This window comes from Rhizobium sp. AB2/73, from assembly GCF_020871915.1.
Lineage (GTDB): Bacteria > Pseudomonadota > Alphaproteobacteria > Rhizobiales > Rhizobiaceae > Rhizobium > Rhizobium dioscoreae.
The window spans coordinates 516779-532949 of the sequence record NZ_CP067073.1; the positions used below are offsets into that span (position 1 = coordinate 516779).

At 61.6% G+C, this 16171-nt stretch carries 14 protein-coding genes; 3 read left to right on the plus strand and 11 right to left on the minus strand.

The genetic code is table 11. From position 1 onward, the window contains the following. Positions 1-2: 2 nt before the first annotated feature. The 6 genes from I8E17_RS28420 to I8E17_RS28445 all read right to left on the minus strand — a co-directional run bounded on the left by I8E17_RS28420 (position 3) and on the right by I8E17_RS28445 (position 6771). The gene (locus tag I8E17_RS28420; RefSeq protein WP_113367428.1) at positions 3-1307 is read right to left on the minus strand and encodes a dihydrolipoamide acetyltransferase family protein; all 1305 of its coding nucleotides are present in this window, start codon (positions 1305-1307) and stop codon (positions 3-5) included. Between the two features lie 2 nt (positions 1308-1309). Beyond that, the gene (locus tag I8E17_RS28425; RefSeq protein ID WP_112723766.1) at positions 1310-2323 is read right to left on the minus strand and encodes an alpha-ketoacid dehydrogenase subunit beta; all 1014 of its coding nucleotides are present in this window, start codon (positions 2321-2323) and stop codon (positions 1310-1312) included. Position 2324: 1 nt separating this feature from the next. Continuing rightward, a complete protein-coding gene (locus tag I8E17_RS28430) occupies positions 2325-3557 on the minus strand; it encodes a 3-methyl-2-oxobutanoate dehydrogenase (2-methylpropanoyl-transferring) subunit alpha (protein ID WP_219511739.1) in 1233 nt (410 codons plus the stop codon). Between the two features lie 80 nt (positions 3558-3637). Then, positions 3638-4765 (minus strand): acyl-CoA dehydrogenase family protein, encoded by a 1128-nt coding sequence (locus tag I8E17_RS28435; RefSeq protein ID WP_113367429.1) that lies wholly within the window; start codon positions 4763-4765, stop codon positions 3638-3640. 24 nt (positions 4766-4789) lie between these two features. Then, entirely contained in the window at positions 4790-5977 is a 1188-nt protein-coding gene (locus I8E17_RS28440; protein ID WP_113367430.1) for an acetyl-CoA C-acyltransferase, read from the minus strand. Positions 5978-6003: 26 nt separating this feature from the next. Continuing rightward, positions 6004-6771, minus strand: a complete 768-nt coding sequence (locus I8E17_RS28445; protein WP_113367431.1) for a 3-hydroxyacyl-CoA dehydrogenase — start codon at positions 6769-6771, stop codon at positions 6004-6006. A gap of 195 nt (positions 6772-6966) precedes the next feature. On the opposite strand from I8E17_RS28445, the gene I8E17_RS28450 reads away from it, so the two are divergent. Continuing rightward, complete coding sequence (locus tag I8E17_RS28450; protein ID WP_083258315.1) at positions 6967-7974, plus strand: AraC family transcriptional regulator; 1008 nt, start codon at positions 6967-6969, stop codon at positions 7972-7974. A gap of 111 nt (positions 7975-8085) precedes the next feature. On the opposite strand, the gene I8E17_RS28455 is transcribed toward I8E17_RS28450, so the two are convergent. After that, positions 8086-8973 carry a LysR substrate-binding domain-containing protein gene (locus I8E17_RS28455; protein ID WP_219511762.1) on the minus strand — a complete coding sequence of 296 codons (888 nt, stop codon included), beginning with the start codon at positions 8971-8973 and terminating at the stop codon, positions 8086-8088. Positions 8974-9081: 108 nt separating this feature from the next. Between I8E17_RS28455 and I8E17_RS28460 the strand changes: the two genes are divergently transcribed. Together I8E17_RS28460 and I8E17_RS28465 are read left to right on the plus strand one after the other, a co-directional pair. Then, positions 9082-10335, plus strand: a complete 1254-nt coding sequence (locus tag I8E17_RS28460; RefSeq protein WP_069615202.1) for an aromatic ring-hydroxylating dioxygenase subunit alpha — start codon at positions 9082-9084, stop codon at positions 10333-10335. Next, entirely contained in the window at positions 10325-11407 is a 1083-nt protein-coding gene (locus tag I8E17_RS28465) for an FAD-binding oxidoreductase (RefSeq protein ID WP_069615201.1), read from the plus strand. Before I8E17_RS28460 ends, I8E17_RS28465 begins: the two co-directional genes overlap by 11 nt. Before the next feature lie 326 nt (positions 11408-11733). On the opposite strand, the gene I8E17_RS28470 is transcribed toward I8E17_RS28465, so the two are convergent. The 4 genes from I8E17_RS28470 to I8E17_RS28485 are packed head-to-tail and all read right to left on the minus strand — an operon-like array spanning position 11734 to position 15920. Next, positions 11734-12933: an ABC transporter permease gene (locus I8E17_RS28470; protein WP_113367432.1), complete on the minus strand. Its 1200-nt coding sequence runs from the start codon at positions 12931-12933 to the stop codon at positions 11734-11736. A gap of 4 nt (positions 12934-12937) precedes the next feature. Further along, positions 12938-14080, minus strand: a complete 1143-nt coding sequence (locus I8E17_RS28475) for an FtsX-like permease family protein (RefSeq protein WP_113367433.1) — start codon at positions 14078-14080, stop codon at positions 12938-12940. Then, the gene (locus I8E17_RS28480) at positions 14077-14787 is read right to left on the minus strand and encodes an ABC transporter ATP-binding protein (protein WP_113367434.1); all 711 of its coding nucleotides are present in this window, start codon (positions 14785-14787) and stop codon (positions 14077-14079) included. The genes I8E17_RS28475 and I8E17_RS28480 overlap by 4 nt, the downstream gene beginning before the upstream one ends. Next, positions 14784-15920: an efflux RND transporter periplasmic adaptor subunit gene (locus I8E17_RS28485; protein ID WP_113367435.1), complete on the minus strand. Its 1137-nt coding sequence runs from the start codon at positions 15918-15920 to the stop codon at positions 14784-14786. The genes I8E17_RS28480 and I8E17_RS28485 overlap by 4 nt, the downstream gene beginning before the upstream one ends. Positions 15921-16171: the final 251 nt, after the last annotated feature.

The following is a 16171-nucleotide window of genomic DNA, read 5'->3' on the forward strand; positions in this document are numbered from 1 at the left end:
CATCAACCTTCGATGAAGATCAGCGCGGGGGTTTCGAGCAGCGCCTTGATCCGCTGGACGAAGACCGCCGCGTCCCAGCCGTCGACGATGCGATGGTCGAAGCTCGACGACAGGTTCATGATCTTGCGCGGGATGAACTGGGTCCCGTCCCAGACGGGCTGGGTCATGATCTTGTTGACGCCGATGATGGCGACTTCGGGATGGTTGATGATCGGCGTCGTCACGATGCCGCCGAGCGCGCCGAGCGAGGAGATAGTGATCGTGGAACCGGACAGCTCCTCGCGTGCCGCGGTGCCATTGCGGGCGGCGTCGGCAAGGCGTGTCAGCTCGGCGGCGCAATCCCAGATCGACCTGGCTTCGGCGTGGCGGACGACCGGTACGGTCAGGCCGGAGGGCGTCTGCGTGGCGATGCCGATATGGACGGCGCCGTAGCGGGTGACGACACCGGCATCATCGTCGAAGGTGGCGTTGATACCGGGCTGCTCGCCCAGCGTCTTCACCATCGCCCGCATCAGGAAGGGCAGAATGGTCAGCTTCGGCTGATCGGACTTGCGGCCGGCATTCATCGTCGCTCGCAAGTCCTCAAGGTCGGTGACATCGACCTCTTCGACATAGGTGATGTGGGGAATGCGCGAGGCGGCGAGGCGCATCTTCTCGGCGATACGCCGGCGCAGGCCGGTGAGCTTGATCTCCTCGACATCGGTCCTGCGGGCGGGGCCGGTTGGAGCAGCGGTTGCATGCTGCACGCCATGCGCGATGAACTGATCGAGATTATCATGGGTAATGCGTCCCGCTGGCCCAGTGCCAGGCACCTGGCGCAAATCGACACCAGCCTCCTGGGCACGCAACCGCACGGCAGGGGAAGCAAGCGGACGCTCCGCCGGTTCGCGGGGAACCGGGCGCTCGACCGGCATCGCCGACTGAATAGCCTTCGCTTCGACCGTCGGTCTTGCCGGAGGTGGTGCGACCGGCTTGGCGCCCGTCACCTCGTCCTTGGCCGGTTCGGTCTTCACAGGTTGGGGAGCCGCGGCGAGGGAGGCCTCTTCGCTCGCATTCCCATCCTCGCCGGCGACCTGGATTCGCAAGAGCGGCGCCTTGACAGCGACCGTATCGCCGACATCGGCGCCGAGCCAGAGCACGACCCCTTCGACCGGCGAGGGGATTTCCACTGTCGCCTTGTCGGTCATGACTGCCGCGAGCACCATGTCCTCACGCACCGGGTCACCCGGCTTGACATGCCATTCGACCAGCTCGGCCTCGGCCACGCCCTCACCCACATCGGGCATCTTGATGACGAATTCACCCATCCTCAGCCCTCCATCACTTCTTTCAACGCCCGGCCGACACGGGCGGGACCGGGGAAATAGTCCCATTCCTGCGCGTGCGGATACGGCGTGTCCCAGCCGGTCACGCGCACGATCGGCGCCTCGAGACTATAGAAGCAGTACTCCTGAACCAGTGATGCGACTTCCGCGCCGAAGCCGGAGGTAAGCGTCGCCTCGTGCACGACGACGCAGCGGCCGGTCTTCTTCACCGACCGGACGATCGTATCGAGGTCGAGCGGCAGAAGACTGCGCAGATCGATCACCTCGGCATCGATCCCCGTCTCCTCGGCCGCGGCAAGCGCCACATGCACCATCGTACCGTAGGCGACCACGGTGACGGCACTCCCCGGCCGGCGGATTTCCGCCTTACCGATCGGGATCGTGTAATGCCCTTCCGGAACCTCGCCGAGCTCATGTTTCGACCAGGGCGTCACCGGCCTTTCGTGATGACCATCGAAGGGGCCGTTATAGAGCCGCTTCGGTTCGAGGAACATCACCGGGTCCGGATCCTCTATCGCCGCGATCAGCAGGCCCTTGGCGTCGTAGGGATTGGACGGCACGATCACCTTCAATCCGCAGACATGGGTAAACAGCGCTTCCGGGCTCTGGCTATGCGTCTGCCCGCCGAAGATGCCGCCGCCGGTCGGCATGCGCACGACGATCGGGCAGGTAAAGTCGCCATTGGAGCGGTAGCGGATGCGCGCCGCTTCCTGGGTGATCTGGTCATAGGCCGGATACATATAATCAGCGAACTGGATTTCGACGCAGGGCTTCAAGCCGTAGGCCGCCATGCCGATCGCCGTACCGAGAATACCGGATTCGTTGATGGGCGCATCGAAGCAGCGGGTCTTGCCGTATTTGGCCTGGAGTCCTTGCGTGGCGCGAAAAACCCCGCCGAAGTAGCCGACATCCTCGCCGAAGACGACGACATCGTCGTCACGCCCCATCGAGACGTCCATGGCGCTGCGCACGGCCTCGATCATTGTCATTCTTGCCATGTCAGTACCCTGCCTTTTGCCGCTGGCGGCGGATATGAGCGGGCATTTCCGCATAGACGCCCTCGAAGATGTCGCGCACCGATGGCTTGCCGCCCGCATGCAGCGTGCCGTGGCTTTCGGCCTGCTTCTGTGCCTCGATAACTTCATCGAGAATCTCGGCCTCCGCCTGGGCATGGCGCTCTTCCGACCAGACACCACGCACGATCAGATGCTTTTTTAGCCGCAACACCGGGTCGCCGAGCGGCCAGGCCTCGGATTCGGTTTTCGGCCGATAGGCGCTCGGGTCATCGGAGGTGGAATGCGCGCCGACGCGGTAGGTGACATATTCGATCAGTGTTGGGCCGAGGTTGCGCCTTGCGCGCTCGGCCGCCCATTTGGCGACGGCATAGACCGCCAGATAGTCATTGCCGTCGACCCGAAGCGCTGGGATGCCGAAGCCAAGGCCGCGAGCGGCGAAGGTGCCGGAACCGCCACGGGCAATGCCCTGGAAGGTGGAGATGGCCCATTGATTGTTGACGATATTGAGGATGACCGGCGCCTTGTAGGTGGAGGCGAAGACCAGCGCCGAATGGAAGTCGGATTCGGCCGTCGAACCGTCGCCGATCCATGCGGCGGCGATCTTGGTGTCGTTCTTGATGGCCGACGCCATCGCCCAGCCGACCGCCTGCACATATTGGGTGGCAAGATTGCCGGAGATGGTAAAGAAGCCATGCTCCTTCGATGAATACATGATCGGCAGTTGCCGACCACGCAAGGGATCGGCCTCGTTCGAGTAGATCTGGTTCATCATCTCGACCATCGGATAGCCGTCGGCGATCAGGAGGCCCGCCTGCCGGTAGGTCGGAAAGTTCATGTCCCCTTTGTTCAGCGCCTTGCGAAAGGCGGAACTCACCGCCTCTTCGCCAAGATGCTGCATATAGAAGGAGGTCTTTCCCTGTCGCTGCGCCATCAGCATGCGCGCGTCGAAGGCCCTGAGCTTCATCATGTTGCGCAAGCCCGTCAGCAACTCCTCATCGGAGAGCAATCCGGCCCAGGGGCCGACCGCCTCGCCGTCACGGTTGAGAACGCGGATGATGGAATAGGCGAGATCGCGGATCTCCTCGGGCGCAACGTCGACCGCCGGTCTTGGCACGGAGCCGGCCTTGGCGATCTTGACATTGGAGAAATCCGGCTGGCCGCCTGGCCGCACCGCCGGCTCGGGCACGTGCAGGCTGAGATTTGGAACCTCGTTCATGCGCTGTGATACCTCCCTTATCGGCCGCCCCACCCGCGCTCCCCACGGCGGGCACGACCGCAAACATTCCACGAAACATACTATAAGTTGCGCGCGATAACGATGCGCTGAACGTCGCTCGTTCCCTCGTAAATCTGGCAGATGCGGACGTCCCGGTAGATGCGTTCGACCGGATAGTCCGCCATATATCCGTAGCCGCCATGGATCTGGATCGCGTCGGAGCAGACCTTTTCGGCCATTTCCGACGCGAACAGCTTCGCCATCGACGCTTCGGTAAGGCAGGGCTGCCCCTCCTCCTTCAACTGCGCCGCGTGCAACACCATCTGGCGGGCGACCTCGATCCGAGTCGCCATATCGGCAAGCCGGAAGGCGACAGCCTGATGATCGATGATCGGCGAGCCGAACGTCTTGCGCTCACGGGCATAGTCGCGTGCCGCCTCGAAAGCCGCTCGCGCCATGCCGACGGATTGCGATGCGATGCCAATGCGCCCGCCTTCTAGATTCGACAGGGCGATCCTGTAGCCGTCGCCTTCCTCGCCGAGCCGATTTTCCACCGGGACGCGCATGCCGGTAAAGGCGATCTGGCAGGTGTCGGACGAGTGGAGACCGAGCTTGTGTTCGACGCGCACGACTTCGTAGCCGGGCGTGTCGGTCGGCACGATGAAGGCGGAAATGCCCTTCTTGCCCGCCACGGGATCGGTGACGGCAAAGACGATGATGACATTGCCATTCTTACCCGAAGTAATGAACTGCTTGGCGCCGTCGATAACATAATGATCACCGTCTCGGCGGGCGCGAGTCTTCAGGTTCGAGGCATCGGAGCCAGCCTGCGGCTCCGTCAGGGCAAAGCCACCGATCCATTCGCCGCTTGCCAGTTTCGGCAGGAAGCGCTGCTTCTGCTCCTCCGTGCCGTATTTCAGGATCGGTACGCAGCCGACGGAACTGTGCACGCTCATGATGGTCGAACACGGCCCGTCTCCGGCGGCAATTTCCTCAAGTGCCACGGTATAGGCGATCACGCCCGTTTCCGAACCGCCATAGGCCTCGGGCACGAGCATGCCGAGGAGGCCGAGTTCGCCCATCTCCTTCAATTCCTCGCGAGGAAAGAGGCTCTTCGCGTCGCGCTCGGCGGCTCCCGGAGCCAGGCGCTCCCTGGCAAAATCACGCGCCATGTCGCGAATCTGGATCTGGTCTTCGCTCAGGATCATGGTCCGGTCTCCTCCTCGAACCCTTCAGTTCAGTTCGACGGCCATGGCGGTTGCTTCGCCGCCGCCGATGCAAAGCGTCGCCATGCCACGCCTCATGCCGTGGCGCTTGAGTGCAGCAAGCAGCGTGACTACCACGCGGGCCCCGGACGCGCCGATCGGATGGCCGAGCGCGCAGGCGCCGCCGTGAACGTTGACCTTGTCGTGCGGCAGGTCGAGATCGCGCATAGCCGCCATGGCGACGACAGCAAAGGCCTCGTTGACCTCGAACAGATCGACATCCCGAAGGCTCCAGCCGGTGCGTTCGGAAAGCTTGCGCAGCGCGCCGATCGGCGCGGTCGCGAAGAGATTGGGCGCCTGCGAATGCGTGGCGTGGCCGACGATGGTGGCAAGCGGTGCGATACCTTCGCGCTCGGCCGTTGAGCGCCGCATCAGCACCAGCGCGGCGGCGCCATCGGAGATGGACGAGGCATTCGCGGCGGTCACCGTGCCGTTTTCACGGAAAGCCGGCTTGAGCGTCGGGATTTTTTCCGGCTTCGCTTTGCCGGGCTGTTCGTCACGGCCGACAACCAGTTCGGATCGCCCTGTCTTGACGGTGACTGGCACGATCTCACTATCGAATGCCCCCTCCTCGATCGCCTTGCGGGCGCGGGTCAAGGATGTGACGGCGTAGTCATCCTGCGCCGCGCGCGTAAACTGATAGGCTTCGGCGCAATCCTCGGCGAAAGTCCCCATGAGGCGCCCCTTGTCATAGGCGTCTTCGAGCCCATCAAGGAACATATGGTCGATGACGCGGCCATGCCCGAGCCGGTAGCCGCCGCGTGCCCTATCGAGAAGATAGGGGGCATTTGTCATGCTCTCCATGCCGCCGGCAAGGGCGATCGACGCGCTGCCGGCGCCGATCAGATCGTGTGCCAGCATGACGGCCTTCATTCCCGAACCGCACATCTTGTTGACGGTTGTCGCTCCCGTCGCAAACGGCAGGCCAGCGCCGATCGCGGCCTGTCTTGCCGGTGCCTGACCCTGCCCGGCCGAAAGAACGCAACCGAAGACCACCTCCTCAATCGCGTCCGGGCCAACGCCGCCGCGCTCGAGGGCCGCGCGGATGGCGGCGGCACCGAGTTCCGGCGCCGTGCAATCCTTAAGATCTCCCTGGAAGCTACCCATTGGAGTACGGGCCGCGCCAACGATGACGATCGGATCTTCTCGCGTCATATCAAACCTCCCGTAATGAGCCTGCCTCAGTGCGGTGCCATGCGCAACGCGCCATCGAGGCGGATGACTTCGCCATTCAGCATGACGTTCTTACAGATGTGGCGTACCAATGCGGCGAATTCCACCGGCTTTCCGAAGCGCTGCGGAAAGGGCACGCTCTCGCTCAGCGAATCCTGCACCTCCTGCGGCATACCGGCCATCATCGGCGTCTCGAAAATGCCTGGCGCGATGGCGACGACGCGAATGCCGCTGCGCGCCAATTCGCGAGCGATCGGCAGCGTCATGGCGGCAACGCCGCCCTTGGAAGCCGCATAGGCCGCCTGACCGATCTGTCCGTCGAAGGCGGCAATCGAAGCCGTGCTGACGATGACCCCGCGCTCGCCGTCCGTATCCGGCTGCTCCTTGGCGATGGCCGCCGCCGCGAGCCGGATCATGTTGAAAGTACCGATAAGATTAATGCCGATCGCGCGGCTAAAACTGTCGAGCCGGTGCGGACCGTTGCGGCCGATCACCTTCTCGCCGGGCGCGACGCCGGCGCAGTTGACGAGCCCATGCAGATGGCCAAAGCGCTCCAGCGCCATGTCGATCGCGGCCTGGCCGTCTTCCTCCTGCGTGACATCCGTCTTGATAAAGGTCGCGCGGGCACCAAGCTCACCGACAATACCGGCGCCAGCATCGGCATTGACGTCGGCTATGACGACATTAGCCCCCTCATCCGTCAGCATGCGTGCGACCGCGGCTCCAAGGCCCGAACCGCCACCGGTAACGACGAAAGTCTTTCCCTGGATCAACATGGTCGCTCTCCTGCAGCGCAGTCGATTTCAACCGAGGGCCTCCACGCTTCGTGCAGTCGCCCGCAGTATCGCATCCCCGGAAGAGCCCGATTCACCTTGCGCTTCGCCCAAGCTTATCGTCGCGCGATATTGCATTCGATGACAAAAGCGTCTCAAATTATCGGCCAGTTTTACCATATTTTACAGGTGATGACGATGACGGAAACCGCGCGGCGGATGATATCACCTTTCTTCGTGAAAGAGGCGATCGACTGCCTTCGGCGGCAGGGAAAATCCCCCGAACGATTGCTCGCGATACTTGGTCTATCCACGCAGATCGACGTGCCGGTTTCGGCCGAAAGCTATGGCGCGCTGTGGCTGGCGATCGCGGCCGAGTTGGATGACGAATTCTTCGGCATGGGCGGCAGGCCCATGCGTCGCGGCAGCTTCACGCTGCTTTGCCATTGCGTGCTGCACGCAAGGACCCTCGACCAGGCGCTGCGGCGCGCGCTCAGGTTCTTAAACATCGTGCTGGAGGATCCGGAAGGGCATCTCGAAGTGGCGGATGGGTTGGCGCATATCGTGCTGACCGACCGTGCGAGCGAACGCTCAGCCTTTGCCTATCGGACCTACTGGATTCTCCTGCACGGCATTGCATGCTGGCTCATCGGGCGCCGCATTCCGCTTAGAATGGTCGACTTTCGCTGTGCGGAGCCGGATCATGGCGCCGAGTACCGACAATTCTTCGGGGCGCCCGTTCGCTTCTTGCGGCCGGTTAGCAGGCTCGCCTTCGATGCCGCTCTCCTCAAACTGCCGGTGACACGCAACGAGCAGGCCCTGAGGCAATTTCTACGCAATGCGCCGGCCAATATCCTCGTGCGTTACCGTTATGACGCCGGCCTTGCGGCGAGCGTGCGCAAGCGGCTGCGCCAATCATCGCCTGCCTCATGGAAGGCATTCGATGATTTGGCCGCGCAAATGCGCATGTCTCCTTCGACCCTGCGGCATCGTCTGCATGCCGAGGGCCAGAACTATGCCGCCATCAAAGATGAAATCCGCCGCGACGTTGCAATCGAGATGCTGCAAACGACCAAGTTCGGCGTCGGGGAGATCGCGACGCGCCTCGGCTTTTCCGAACCCAGCGCCTTTCATCGGGCATTCCGAAAGTGGACCGCAAGAAGCCCGGCTGCATTTCGAAAGGAGATGACCGCGCGGAACCGGTGATCACGCCAGCCGCCGGTCTTCCAACGGCCTGCGCCATGGTGTTTCGTCATGGCCAGCGACGGTATTCGCGATCTCGACAAGCTTTATCTAGCTTGAGTTTCGAAACTGGCCTTACCGCGTCAGCGCATTGGCAAGCCAGTGTGCGGCGTGTTCCGCGGCGAGCGTAAGGCGCGGCCTCGCTGGAAGGAGAATGTGATATCGGTCGGCGGTGATTATCTCGGGCTCCTCCAAGGCGACGAGCGTGCCATCCTCCAGGAAAGTCCGGACGAGAAGACGCCAGCCGAGTGCGATCCCCTGCCCCGCACGCGCGGCCGCGATCGCCTCCGTATAGTGGTTGAAGCGAAGATGCGGCTTTATTCGCAACGCCCGGCCCGTTTCCTGAACCCATTGCGTCCAGGAGAGCCACGATCGATCGTGAGCGTCTGTCTCTATGAACTCATCGGCATCGGACATCTGCGCGGTCGGACGACGCCGACAATAGTCGGGCGAGCATACGGGAACGACGACGTCCTCCTGGGCGGCGACTATCTTGGCGTCGGCAAACGGCGGCCTGCCGTATCGAACGGCTACGTCTATGCCGCCAGCGTCCAGGTCAATTCTCGCGTCCTGCGAGATGACCCTGATCTGCACGCCCGCATTCTCCCGCCGAAACTCCGCCAGCCGCGGGAGCAGCCAAAAGGAGGAGAAGGCGACGGTCGCGCCGATCGTCACGACGTTCTGCTGGGAGGATCTGACCACATCGACGGCGTCCGCGATGCTGGCGAAGCTTTGCGCGAGCGTCGTTCCCAGGGTGAGGCACGCGGCAGTCGGTTCGATGGCGCGATGCTTGCGTACGAACATCGGCAGACCGAGTTCCTCTTCCAATGTCGCGATCTGGCGGCTGACGGCTGCCTGAGTGACGCCAAGCTCCATCGCCGCCGCCGTGAAGCTCCGGTGCCGCAGAACGGCCTCGAGAGTCATCAACGCGGTCAGGGAGGGAATTCGCCGCCGAAAGTTCATCATGCATCCTTCGCATTACATAATATTATGTGTTCGTGAAAATTATTGCCGTTGAAGCATAACGGATGCAAGGGCAAGCTGCGGATCATAGAGGCATAAGAGGTTATCATGCTAAACAGGCTTCCATCCTCCATCTCCGCCCTGCTTGAAGCACGCACCGATGGTTATTCCCTGCCTGCCGGCCTCTATACCCGCGAGGATGTCTTCGAGGCCGATATCGACGTCTTCTTTCACAAGCACTGGATCTGCGTCGGCCTCGACTGCGACGTACCGGAATCCGGCGATGCCACCGTTGTCGATATTGGCAAGACCAGCCTGATCCTGCTTCGCGACGACGACGGCGAAATTCGCGTGCTTCACAACGTCTGTCGCCATCGCGGGTCGCGCCTGCTCGATGCCGGCAAGACGATCGTCTCGAAGCTTGTCTGTCCCTATCACACCTGGACCTACGAACTGACAGGGGAGCTGAGCTATGCGCCACACATGGGCAAGGATCTGGACAAGCGGTGCCATAGCCTCAAGCCGGTGAACTTCAAGTCGATCGGCGGCCTGATCTATGTGTGCCTCTCCGACAATCCGCCGGAAGACATCGCAATCCTCGAGCAGGTGATGATCGAGCGCCTTGCGCCCTACGATATCCGGAATGCCAAGGTCGCTTACCAGACCGATGTCATCGAGGACGGCAACTGGAAGCTCACGATGGAAAACAATCGCGAGTGTTACCACTGTTCCGCAAATCATCCCGAGCTCTGCGTCTCCTTCGTCGATCTCGACTTCGGCTTTGATCCGGAAACGCTGAACCCAGACGACCGCGAGCAGGCCGCCGAGCACTTCCGGCTCTACGACGAACGGACAAAAGCCTGGGAGGCGGATGGTTTCCCGTCGGCGGCGGTCGAACAGCTCGTCGACTGCGCCACGAACTTCCGCACACAGCGTCTGATCATAGCCGGGGCCGGCGAATCCCAGACACATGATGCGACCGCGGCATCATCGAAGCTGCTTGGTCGGATGACCCGCAAGGATCTCGGCGACACGCATCTTTGGGGCCACAATAGCTGGAATCACTTCATGGGCGATCACGCTGTCGTCGCGATCGTCATCCCGCTCTCTGCCGGCAAGACGCTCGTCAGAACCAAATGGCTGGTCCACAAGGATGCCGTCGAAGGTAAGGACTACGACCTCGACAAGCTCACGGACGTCTGGGTCGCCACGACGGACCAGGATGCAGGCCTCGTCGCCCGCTCGCATGCCGGCGTACTCGACCCTGCCTACCAGCCCGGCCCCTATTCTCGATTCTCGGAAACCAATCTGGATAAGTTCGCGACCTGGTATATCGATCGGATGCGCGCCCATGGGTATTGAATTCGCTCAAATGCAGCGCGGCCAGGTCGCTATGTGGGATCCGGAGCACGACGAGACGCTTGTATGTATCGACGTGCACCAGGAGACGCATGACGTGAAGAGCTTCACGTTCGCGTCTCCGGAAGGCAAGCGCTTCAGCTTCGATGCCGGGCAGTACTTTCTGTTCGATTTCCCGATGGGTCCGGATAGCGAAGCGCGCTGCTACAGCATCTCGTCGTCGCCCCATCGCGACAATGCATTCACGGTCACGGTCAAGCGCGTGCCCGGCGGCAAGGTCTCGAACTGGCTGCACGACACCATGGCTGCCGGCATGATGGTCAAGGGCCAAGGGCCTCTCGGTCACTTCATCCGTCCGAAAGGCGAAAAGACGAAACTCCTGCTGCTCTCGGGCGGCTCCGGCATCACGCCCGTCATGTCGATCACACGCGATCTGGCGGACCGATACGAACCCTCGGACATCGTTTTTCTTCATGCCGCACGCACGCCCTCCGACCTCATCTTTCGCCATGACCTTGCCGGTCTCGCGACAAGGATGAAAGGCCTGCGTCTCCAATTCCTGCCGGAAACGGTGGCTGGCGAGCCGGCCTGGCCGGGGTTGGCCGGCCGGCTCTCGCTCGAGTACCTCAAGCTTGCGGTTCCCGACATCGCCGAGCGTGTCGTCATGTGCTGCGGTCCAGCGCCCTTCATGGCGGCGGCGCGTTCCATCACCGCGGTATTGGGCGTTCCCGCGTCGAATTACATCGAAGAGAGTTTCGATGCGGCTGTCATCGGCGAGCCGGGACCGGAGGTCGAGCAACAACCCGTCCAGCAGATCTATCGGGTCGAATTCTCGAAGCAGAGGCGAATGCTGCAAGTCTCCTCCGATCAAACGGTGCTTGCAGCCGCGAAGAAAGGCAGCATCAGGCTTCCTTCGTCCTGTTCGAATGGCATGTGCGGGACGTGCAAATCCAAGCTCGTCTCGGGCTCGGTCGAAATGAATCACAATGGCGGTATCCGTCAGCGGGAGATCGATGCCGGGATGTTCCTGCCCTGTTGCTCGAAGCCGCTTAGCGATCTCGTCATTGATCGCTGACGAAGCGAGGCGCCAGGATCGACCCGGTGTGCCCCTCCGAACCCTTGGAAACGTCCCTTCTGCCTTAAAGGCCTGATGAGCGGTGCGGAATTGGGCATTGAGGGCCAAGTCAGGCACGACTTGGCGTTCCAAGTTCGCAGAAGAGCCTGCTTTTACAAGAAAAGACCTTCTTTCGATCAGGACTACGAGCTTACATCCGAAGGTTGATGCAATTCTTTTTTTGATTACTCGTTTGTATTTCAAATAACGCGACATCTACGTCATTAATAGCGCCATTACTCTATGAATAGGCGCTATGAAAATACTAAACCCTCACGCTTGGGCGGTCATCCGCTTGACCGAAGCGCTGCAGTCAAGGGCAGCCGGCTGGCGAGGGTCGCCGGCAAGGCGCCGCCCAGAATGCCGATCGCAAGTCCGAGCAGACCCGCCGTCGCCATGACATCGCCGGTTACGGAGAGCTGGAACGCCATTCGCGTTCCATTCGCCCCCACCGTGCTTGCCTGCCAGCCATTGAAAGCCAGCCAGGATGCGAGCAGTCCAAACGCCACGCCGAGGGCGGCAAGCATGATTGCCTCCACCCATGTGCCGAGAAACGCGGATAGCCGGCTGAAGCCGAGCGCCCGAACCGTTGCGATCTCGACGGTACGGTCCGACACGGAATTCATCATTGTATTGAGCGCACCGGCGGTCGCTCCGACGGCCATCAATAACGCAAGTGGCCAGCCGAACAGCCGGATGAGACTGGCCGTGCGGGCTGATTGCGCCGCATAGAGGTCGGCTTCAACAACGGCGCGCAACGGCGTTGTCTTTATTGTGTCGAGCTTGGCCTGCAGCCGGGACACAGAGGTGGGATCGGACAGGCGTAAGCGCAGGCTCTGGACCTGCCCCTGCCGGTCGAAGGCTGATCGAACAGCGTCGAGGTCGGCCCAGATCTCGGACTCGAAGGCGCTGCCCCGCGCCGAGAACAGGCCTACCACCGTCCAGTCGACCATGCCGAGCCGTAAGGTGCCGCCGATCGATATTCCGACCTGTTGCGCGAGGCGGTCCCCGACGACGATCTCACGCGAACCGGGCGTGAACAGGCGGCCGGACGACAAGGCGATATGGTCGCGGATAGAGGGACCGGACTGATCCATGCCGCGAAGAGCCAAGGTCCGGCTCGTATCCGGCCCGTTCGATTTGGCGTCGACGGCAACGACGATTTCACGGGAGAAAATCAGCATGCCGTTGGTGTCTCGCGTCACGCCGATATCGTCGGTCATTGCGCTCAGGTTGCGAATGACCGAGGCGGGTACATCTGAGCCGGTCTCCTGGTTGGTGCCGCCACCCAGGACGACCGCGACGGAGCTGGAGCCGGCACTTTGCAGAGCCGTCTCGAAGCCTCTTGCCATGGCCAGGAAGCCCGCGAGAACGCAGACAACGAGCGCCACGGAAAGAACCATGGAGGCGGAAATGGAGATGCGTCGCGGCAGGCTGAACAGATTTGCCCTGATCATGACGAATGCTTGCCTGGCATTGGAAGACATGGATCTACCTCGTTCTGAATGCGGAGATTATCGGGATCCTAAGCGCGTTCAGGGCCGGAAGCGCACCTGTCAAAAGCGCAAGCAGGATGACCAACGCCAGGGCTCTTGCAAAAATCGCATTGGAAAAGACGAGGCCGATCGCAGGTCCCGTGATGACCGTTGCAAGCAATGCAAGTATCAGGCCGATGGCGGCGCCGACCACAAATATGAAGAATGTTTCGCCGAGGATCAGCGCCATGATCCATGAGCCGGAAAAGCCCAGGGTTTTCAAAACGCCGATCTCGAAGGTGCGCTCGCGAACGGCAAAGACCATGGTGTTGCCGACGATCATCAGCAGCGTGACGAATGCCGCGCCGACCACCATGTTCACGATGAGGCCGATATCGGCATATTGGCGCAGGAAGGCCTCGAGGAACTGCTTTTCCGATCTGGTCTGTGTCGGCGCCGCCGAATTGGCGAACAGCTGATCTATCTTCGAGGCAAGTTCCCCTGTCTGAACATCAGGCTGAGGTCTAATGATGAAGGCGTCGACCGTATCCTTGTTGCGGGCTCTGAGCGCATTGACGTAGTCGTATTGAGCGATGACGAAATAGGTGTCGGTGGAGGCGTTCTCGCCGTTGAAGATGCCGGCGATTTCAAAGGACCAGTCACGGCTGCCATCCTGCCTTGCCATATCGAAGCTGGTGACGGTGATCTTTTGGCCGACGGTCCAGCCTTGCGCCTCGGCGAGCGCCTGGCCTACGAGGACGGTGCCGCGGTCCCTGCTGAGTGCGCCCATCAGATCTGGCGTCAGCCCGAGCTCCTTACCGTTCGAACTGTAAAGTCGCGCTGGATCGGCGGCACTCACGGCGATGATGTTCTTCTCGACCGTCGCGAAGCCACGCAGGCGCGACATATAGCCGACGGCGGCTACACCTGGTGCGGCGGCGATCCGGTTCAGGTAGGACATCGGCAGCGGCTGGGCGCGGCCAGCCGCGCTCATGACCCCGAGGATGTCCTCACTGGCCGCCGACGAGCCCTGGCTACCGTCGATGAAGCTCGTCGTCAGACCATAGATGAGAAAGGCCGTGGCGACGCTGACCATCAGCAATATCGTACGCAGCGGCTTTCTCCGCATACTTTTTCGTACGAGATCGAGGAACGTCATGCGTCCGCCCTCCGCTCTTCGACGAAATGGCCCTTGTCGAGATGAAGCGTTCGGCTGGCATAGCTTGCGGCCCGCGGGTCGTGGGTCACCATGATGATTGTCTTGCGAAGTTCGCGGTTCAGAAAGCGCAGCATTTCCAGCACCTCGTCCGCCGACCGGCGGTCGAGGTCGCCCGTGGGCTCGTCGCAGAGCAGCAATGCCGGGTCCGCGACGATCGCCCGCGCGATACCGACGCGCTGCTGCTGACCGCCGGACATCAGCTTCGGATACTGCTTCTGGCGACCCGAAAGCCCCACCAGATCCAGAACCTTGTTAACACGGACCTGGCGCTCCCGCGACGAGAGCGGCTTCAAGAGAAGCGGCAGTTCGATGTTCTCGGCCGCGTTCAGCATCGGCAGGAGATTATAGAACTGAAAGACGATCCCCATATTGTGGGCGCGCCAGGACGAACGGGCCGCCTCGCCCATCTGATCGAGATTGCTGACTCCGATACGCAGACGACCCTGATCCGGCTTGTCTATGCCCGACAGCATGTTGAGCAGCGTCGATTTCCCGGATCCGGAAGGCCCCATGATCGCGACGAACTCGCCACGTGCTATCTCAAGATTGAGATCGGCAAAGATCGGGACGGTCTCGGTCCCTATCCTGTATCCCTTCTTGACATTGTTGAGTACGATATAGGGCTCGTTGCTTGTGGAGGCGGTCATCGAGGTGTGTCTCCTGGCTGCTGTGCTGGGATCGTCGAAATACGAATGCGGACGGCCATGTTGGGCATGGTGCCGTCAGGTGGATCGAGGAGCGCCAGGCGCAGCCTGATCGTGCCCTTTTCCGCCGAAGCGACTGGCCAAAGCTGGAGAATCTCGGTCGCGAAGGGCTTGTCCGGAAAGCCGTCGAGGACGGCTTCGCCGCGAAGGCCCGGACTAAGTTCGCCGATATTGGTTTCGGCGACATCGGCGTCGATCACCAGGGTTTTGGTATCGGTGATCGTCAGCAGGCTTTCATTTTCCTTGATACCGTCCACTCTGGCCAGTACCCGACCGCCGACGTGGGCGTCGAGCCGTGTCACCGTGCCCGAGATCGGAGCTCTGACGGTCAACGCATCAACATGTTCCTGCGCGATCTTCACGCCGAGTTGGGCTCTGGCATAGCTTTGGCGTGCCTGATCGACGGCATTCACCGCCGCATCTCTGGCTGTTTGTGCTTCCTCGACGGTCTGGATCGAGACAGCGCTCTTCGCAGAGAGCACCGTATTGCGTTGCAACGAGCTGTCGGCCTGCTTGAGGGCCAGGATCTTTCCGTCGAGGACAAGCTTGGCGGCATCGCTGTCGGCCTTGGCCTGCTCGAGTGAGAAGCCGGCACTGACGTCATCGATCCTGACGATAACCTGCCCGGCTTCAACGCGATCGCCGATACTGACGCCAACGGATGCGATCTCTCCCTCATATTTGGAAAAGACCGTCACGATACGCGGGGTGACGACGAAGCCGGAACCGGTTATCTCCGGCGCGGATGCCGATCTCAGCGAATTGTCGGAAGGGATGGGCGAACCGCTACCGGAGGCCGCCTGAATGGATGGAACACTTGATTTGTCACCAGTTTGCGCCGTGCCCCAGGCCTCGATGTCCGGCTGCGGCTGAAGGGAGGTTTTGAGGCGAGGCGCGATATCCGGCCAGAAGAAGGCGACCGCGATCGCGTTGACGCCAAGAGTGAGCATGGTACTCGTGAGGACAAGCCGCCGGCTCTTCTTGGCCGGCGGCTCCAATGTTTGGAACGAAGGCTCAAGCGACAATGACCTGAGCGTTTCAGCGAGTTTGCGGTTTTGTTCGGTGTTCGTGTTCATGCCGAGAACATGAACGAGACCCGCAAAAACTCGACCTCAAACGCGTTCTGGCCCGTACTCGATCGCGATCTGATACTTCTTGCGCCCTGCTGCCTCCAAACGGTCTTCTTTCGCAACTCCAGTATCGGATGCACCCGAAGAGAAAATCATGCTTGCGGCGTTCGTTGATCCCTCCCGATCCAAGCTGCTCGGCGGGCCGCTTGCGCCGAGCATCACAGGCGGCTTTTTTCCATGGTCGATCTTGTAACAAT

Bases quoted from the DNA above. Each gene is read 5' to 3' on its own strand.
- I8E17_RS28470 (WP_113367432.1), bottom strand. From the start codon at position 12,933: ATGTCTTCCAATGCCAGGCAAGCATTCGTCATGATCAGGGCAAATCTG.
- I8E17_RS28445 (WP_113367431.1), bottom strand. From the start codon at position 6,771: ATGTTGATCCAGGGAAAGACTTTCGTCGTTACCGGTGGCGGTTCGGGC.
- I8E17_RS28435 (WP_113367429.1), bottom strand. From the start codon at position 4,765: ATGATCCTGAGCGAAGACCAGATCCAGATTCGCGACATGGCGCGTGAT.
- I8E17_RS28465 (WP_069615201.1), top strand. From the start codon at position 10,325: ATGGGTATTGAATTCGCTCAAATGCAGCGCGGCCAGGTCGCTATGTGG.
- I8E17_RS28455 (WP_219511762.1), bottom strand. From the start codon at position 8,973: ATGAACTTTCGGCGGCGAATTCCCTCCCTGACCGCGTTGATGACTCTC.
- I8E17_RS28475 (WP_113367433.1), bottom strand. From the start codon at position 14,080: ATGACGTTCCTCGATCTCGTACGAAAAAGTATGCGGAGAAAGCCGCTG.
- I8E17_RS28440 (WP_113367430.1), bottom strand. From the start codon at position 5,977: ATGACGCGAGAAGATCCGATCGTCATCGTTGGCGCGGCCCGTACTCCA.
- I8E17_RS28485 (WP_113367435.1), bottom strand. From the start codon at position 15,920: ATGAACACGAACACCGAACAAAACCGCAAACTCGCTGAAACGCTCAGG.
- I8E17_RS28460 (WP_069615202.1), top strand. From the start codon at position 9,082: ATGCTAAACAGGCTTCCATCCTCCATCTCCGCCCTGCTTGAAGCACGC.
- I8E17_RS28480 (WP_113367434.1), bottom strand. From the start codon at position 14,787: ATGACCGCCTCCACAAGCAACGAGCCCTATATCGTACTCAACAATGTC.
- I8E17_RS28450 (WP_083258315.1), top strand. From the start codon at position 6,967: ATGACGGAAACCGCGCGGCGGATGATATCACCTTTCTTCGTGAAAGAG.
- I8E17_RS28430 (WP_219511739.1), bottom strand. From the start codon at position 3,557: ATGAACGAGGTTCCAAATCTCAGCCTGCACGTGCCCGAGCCGGCGGTG.
- I8E17_RS28425 (WP_112723766.1), bottom strand. From the start codon at position 2,323: ATGGCAAGAATGACAATGATCGAGGCCGTGCGCAGCGCCATGGACGTC.
- I8E17_RS28420 (WP_113367428.1), bottom strand. From the start codon at position 1,307: ATGGGTGAATTCGTCATCAAGATGCCCGATGTGGGTGAGGGCGTGGCC.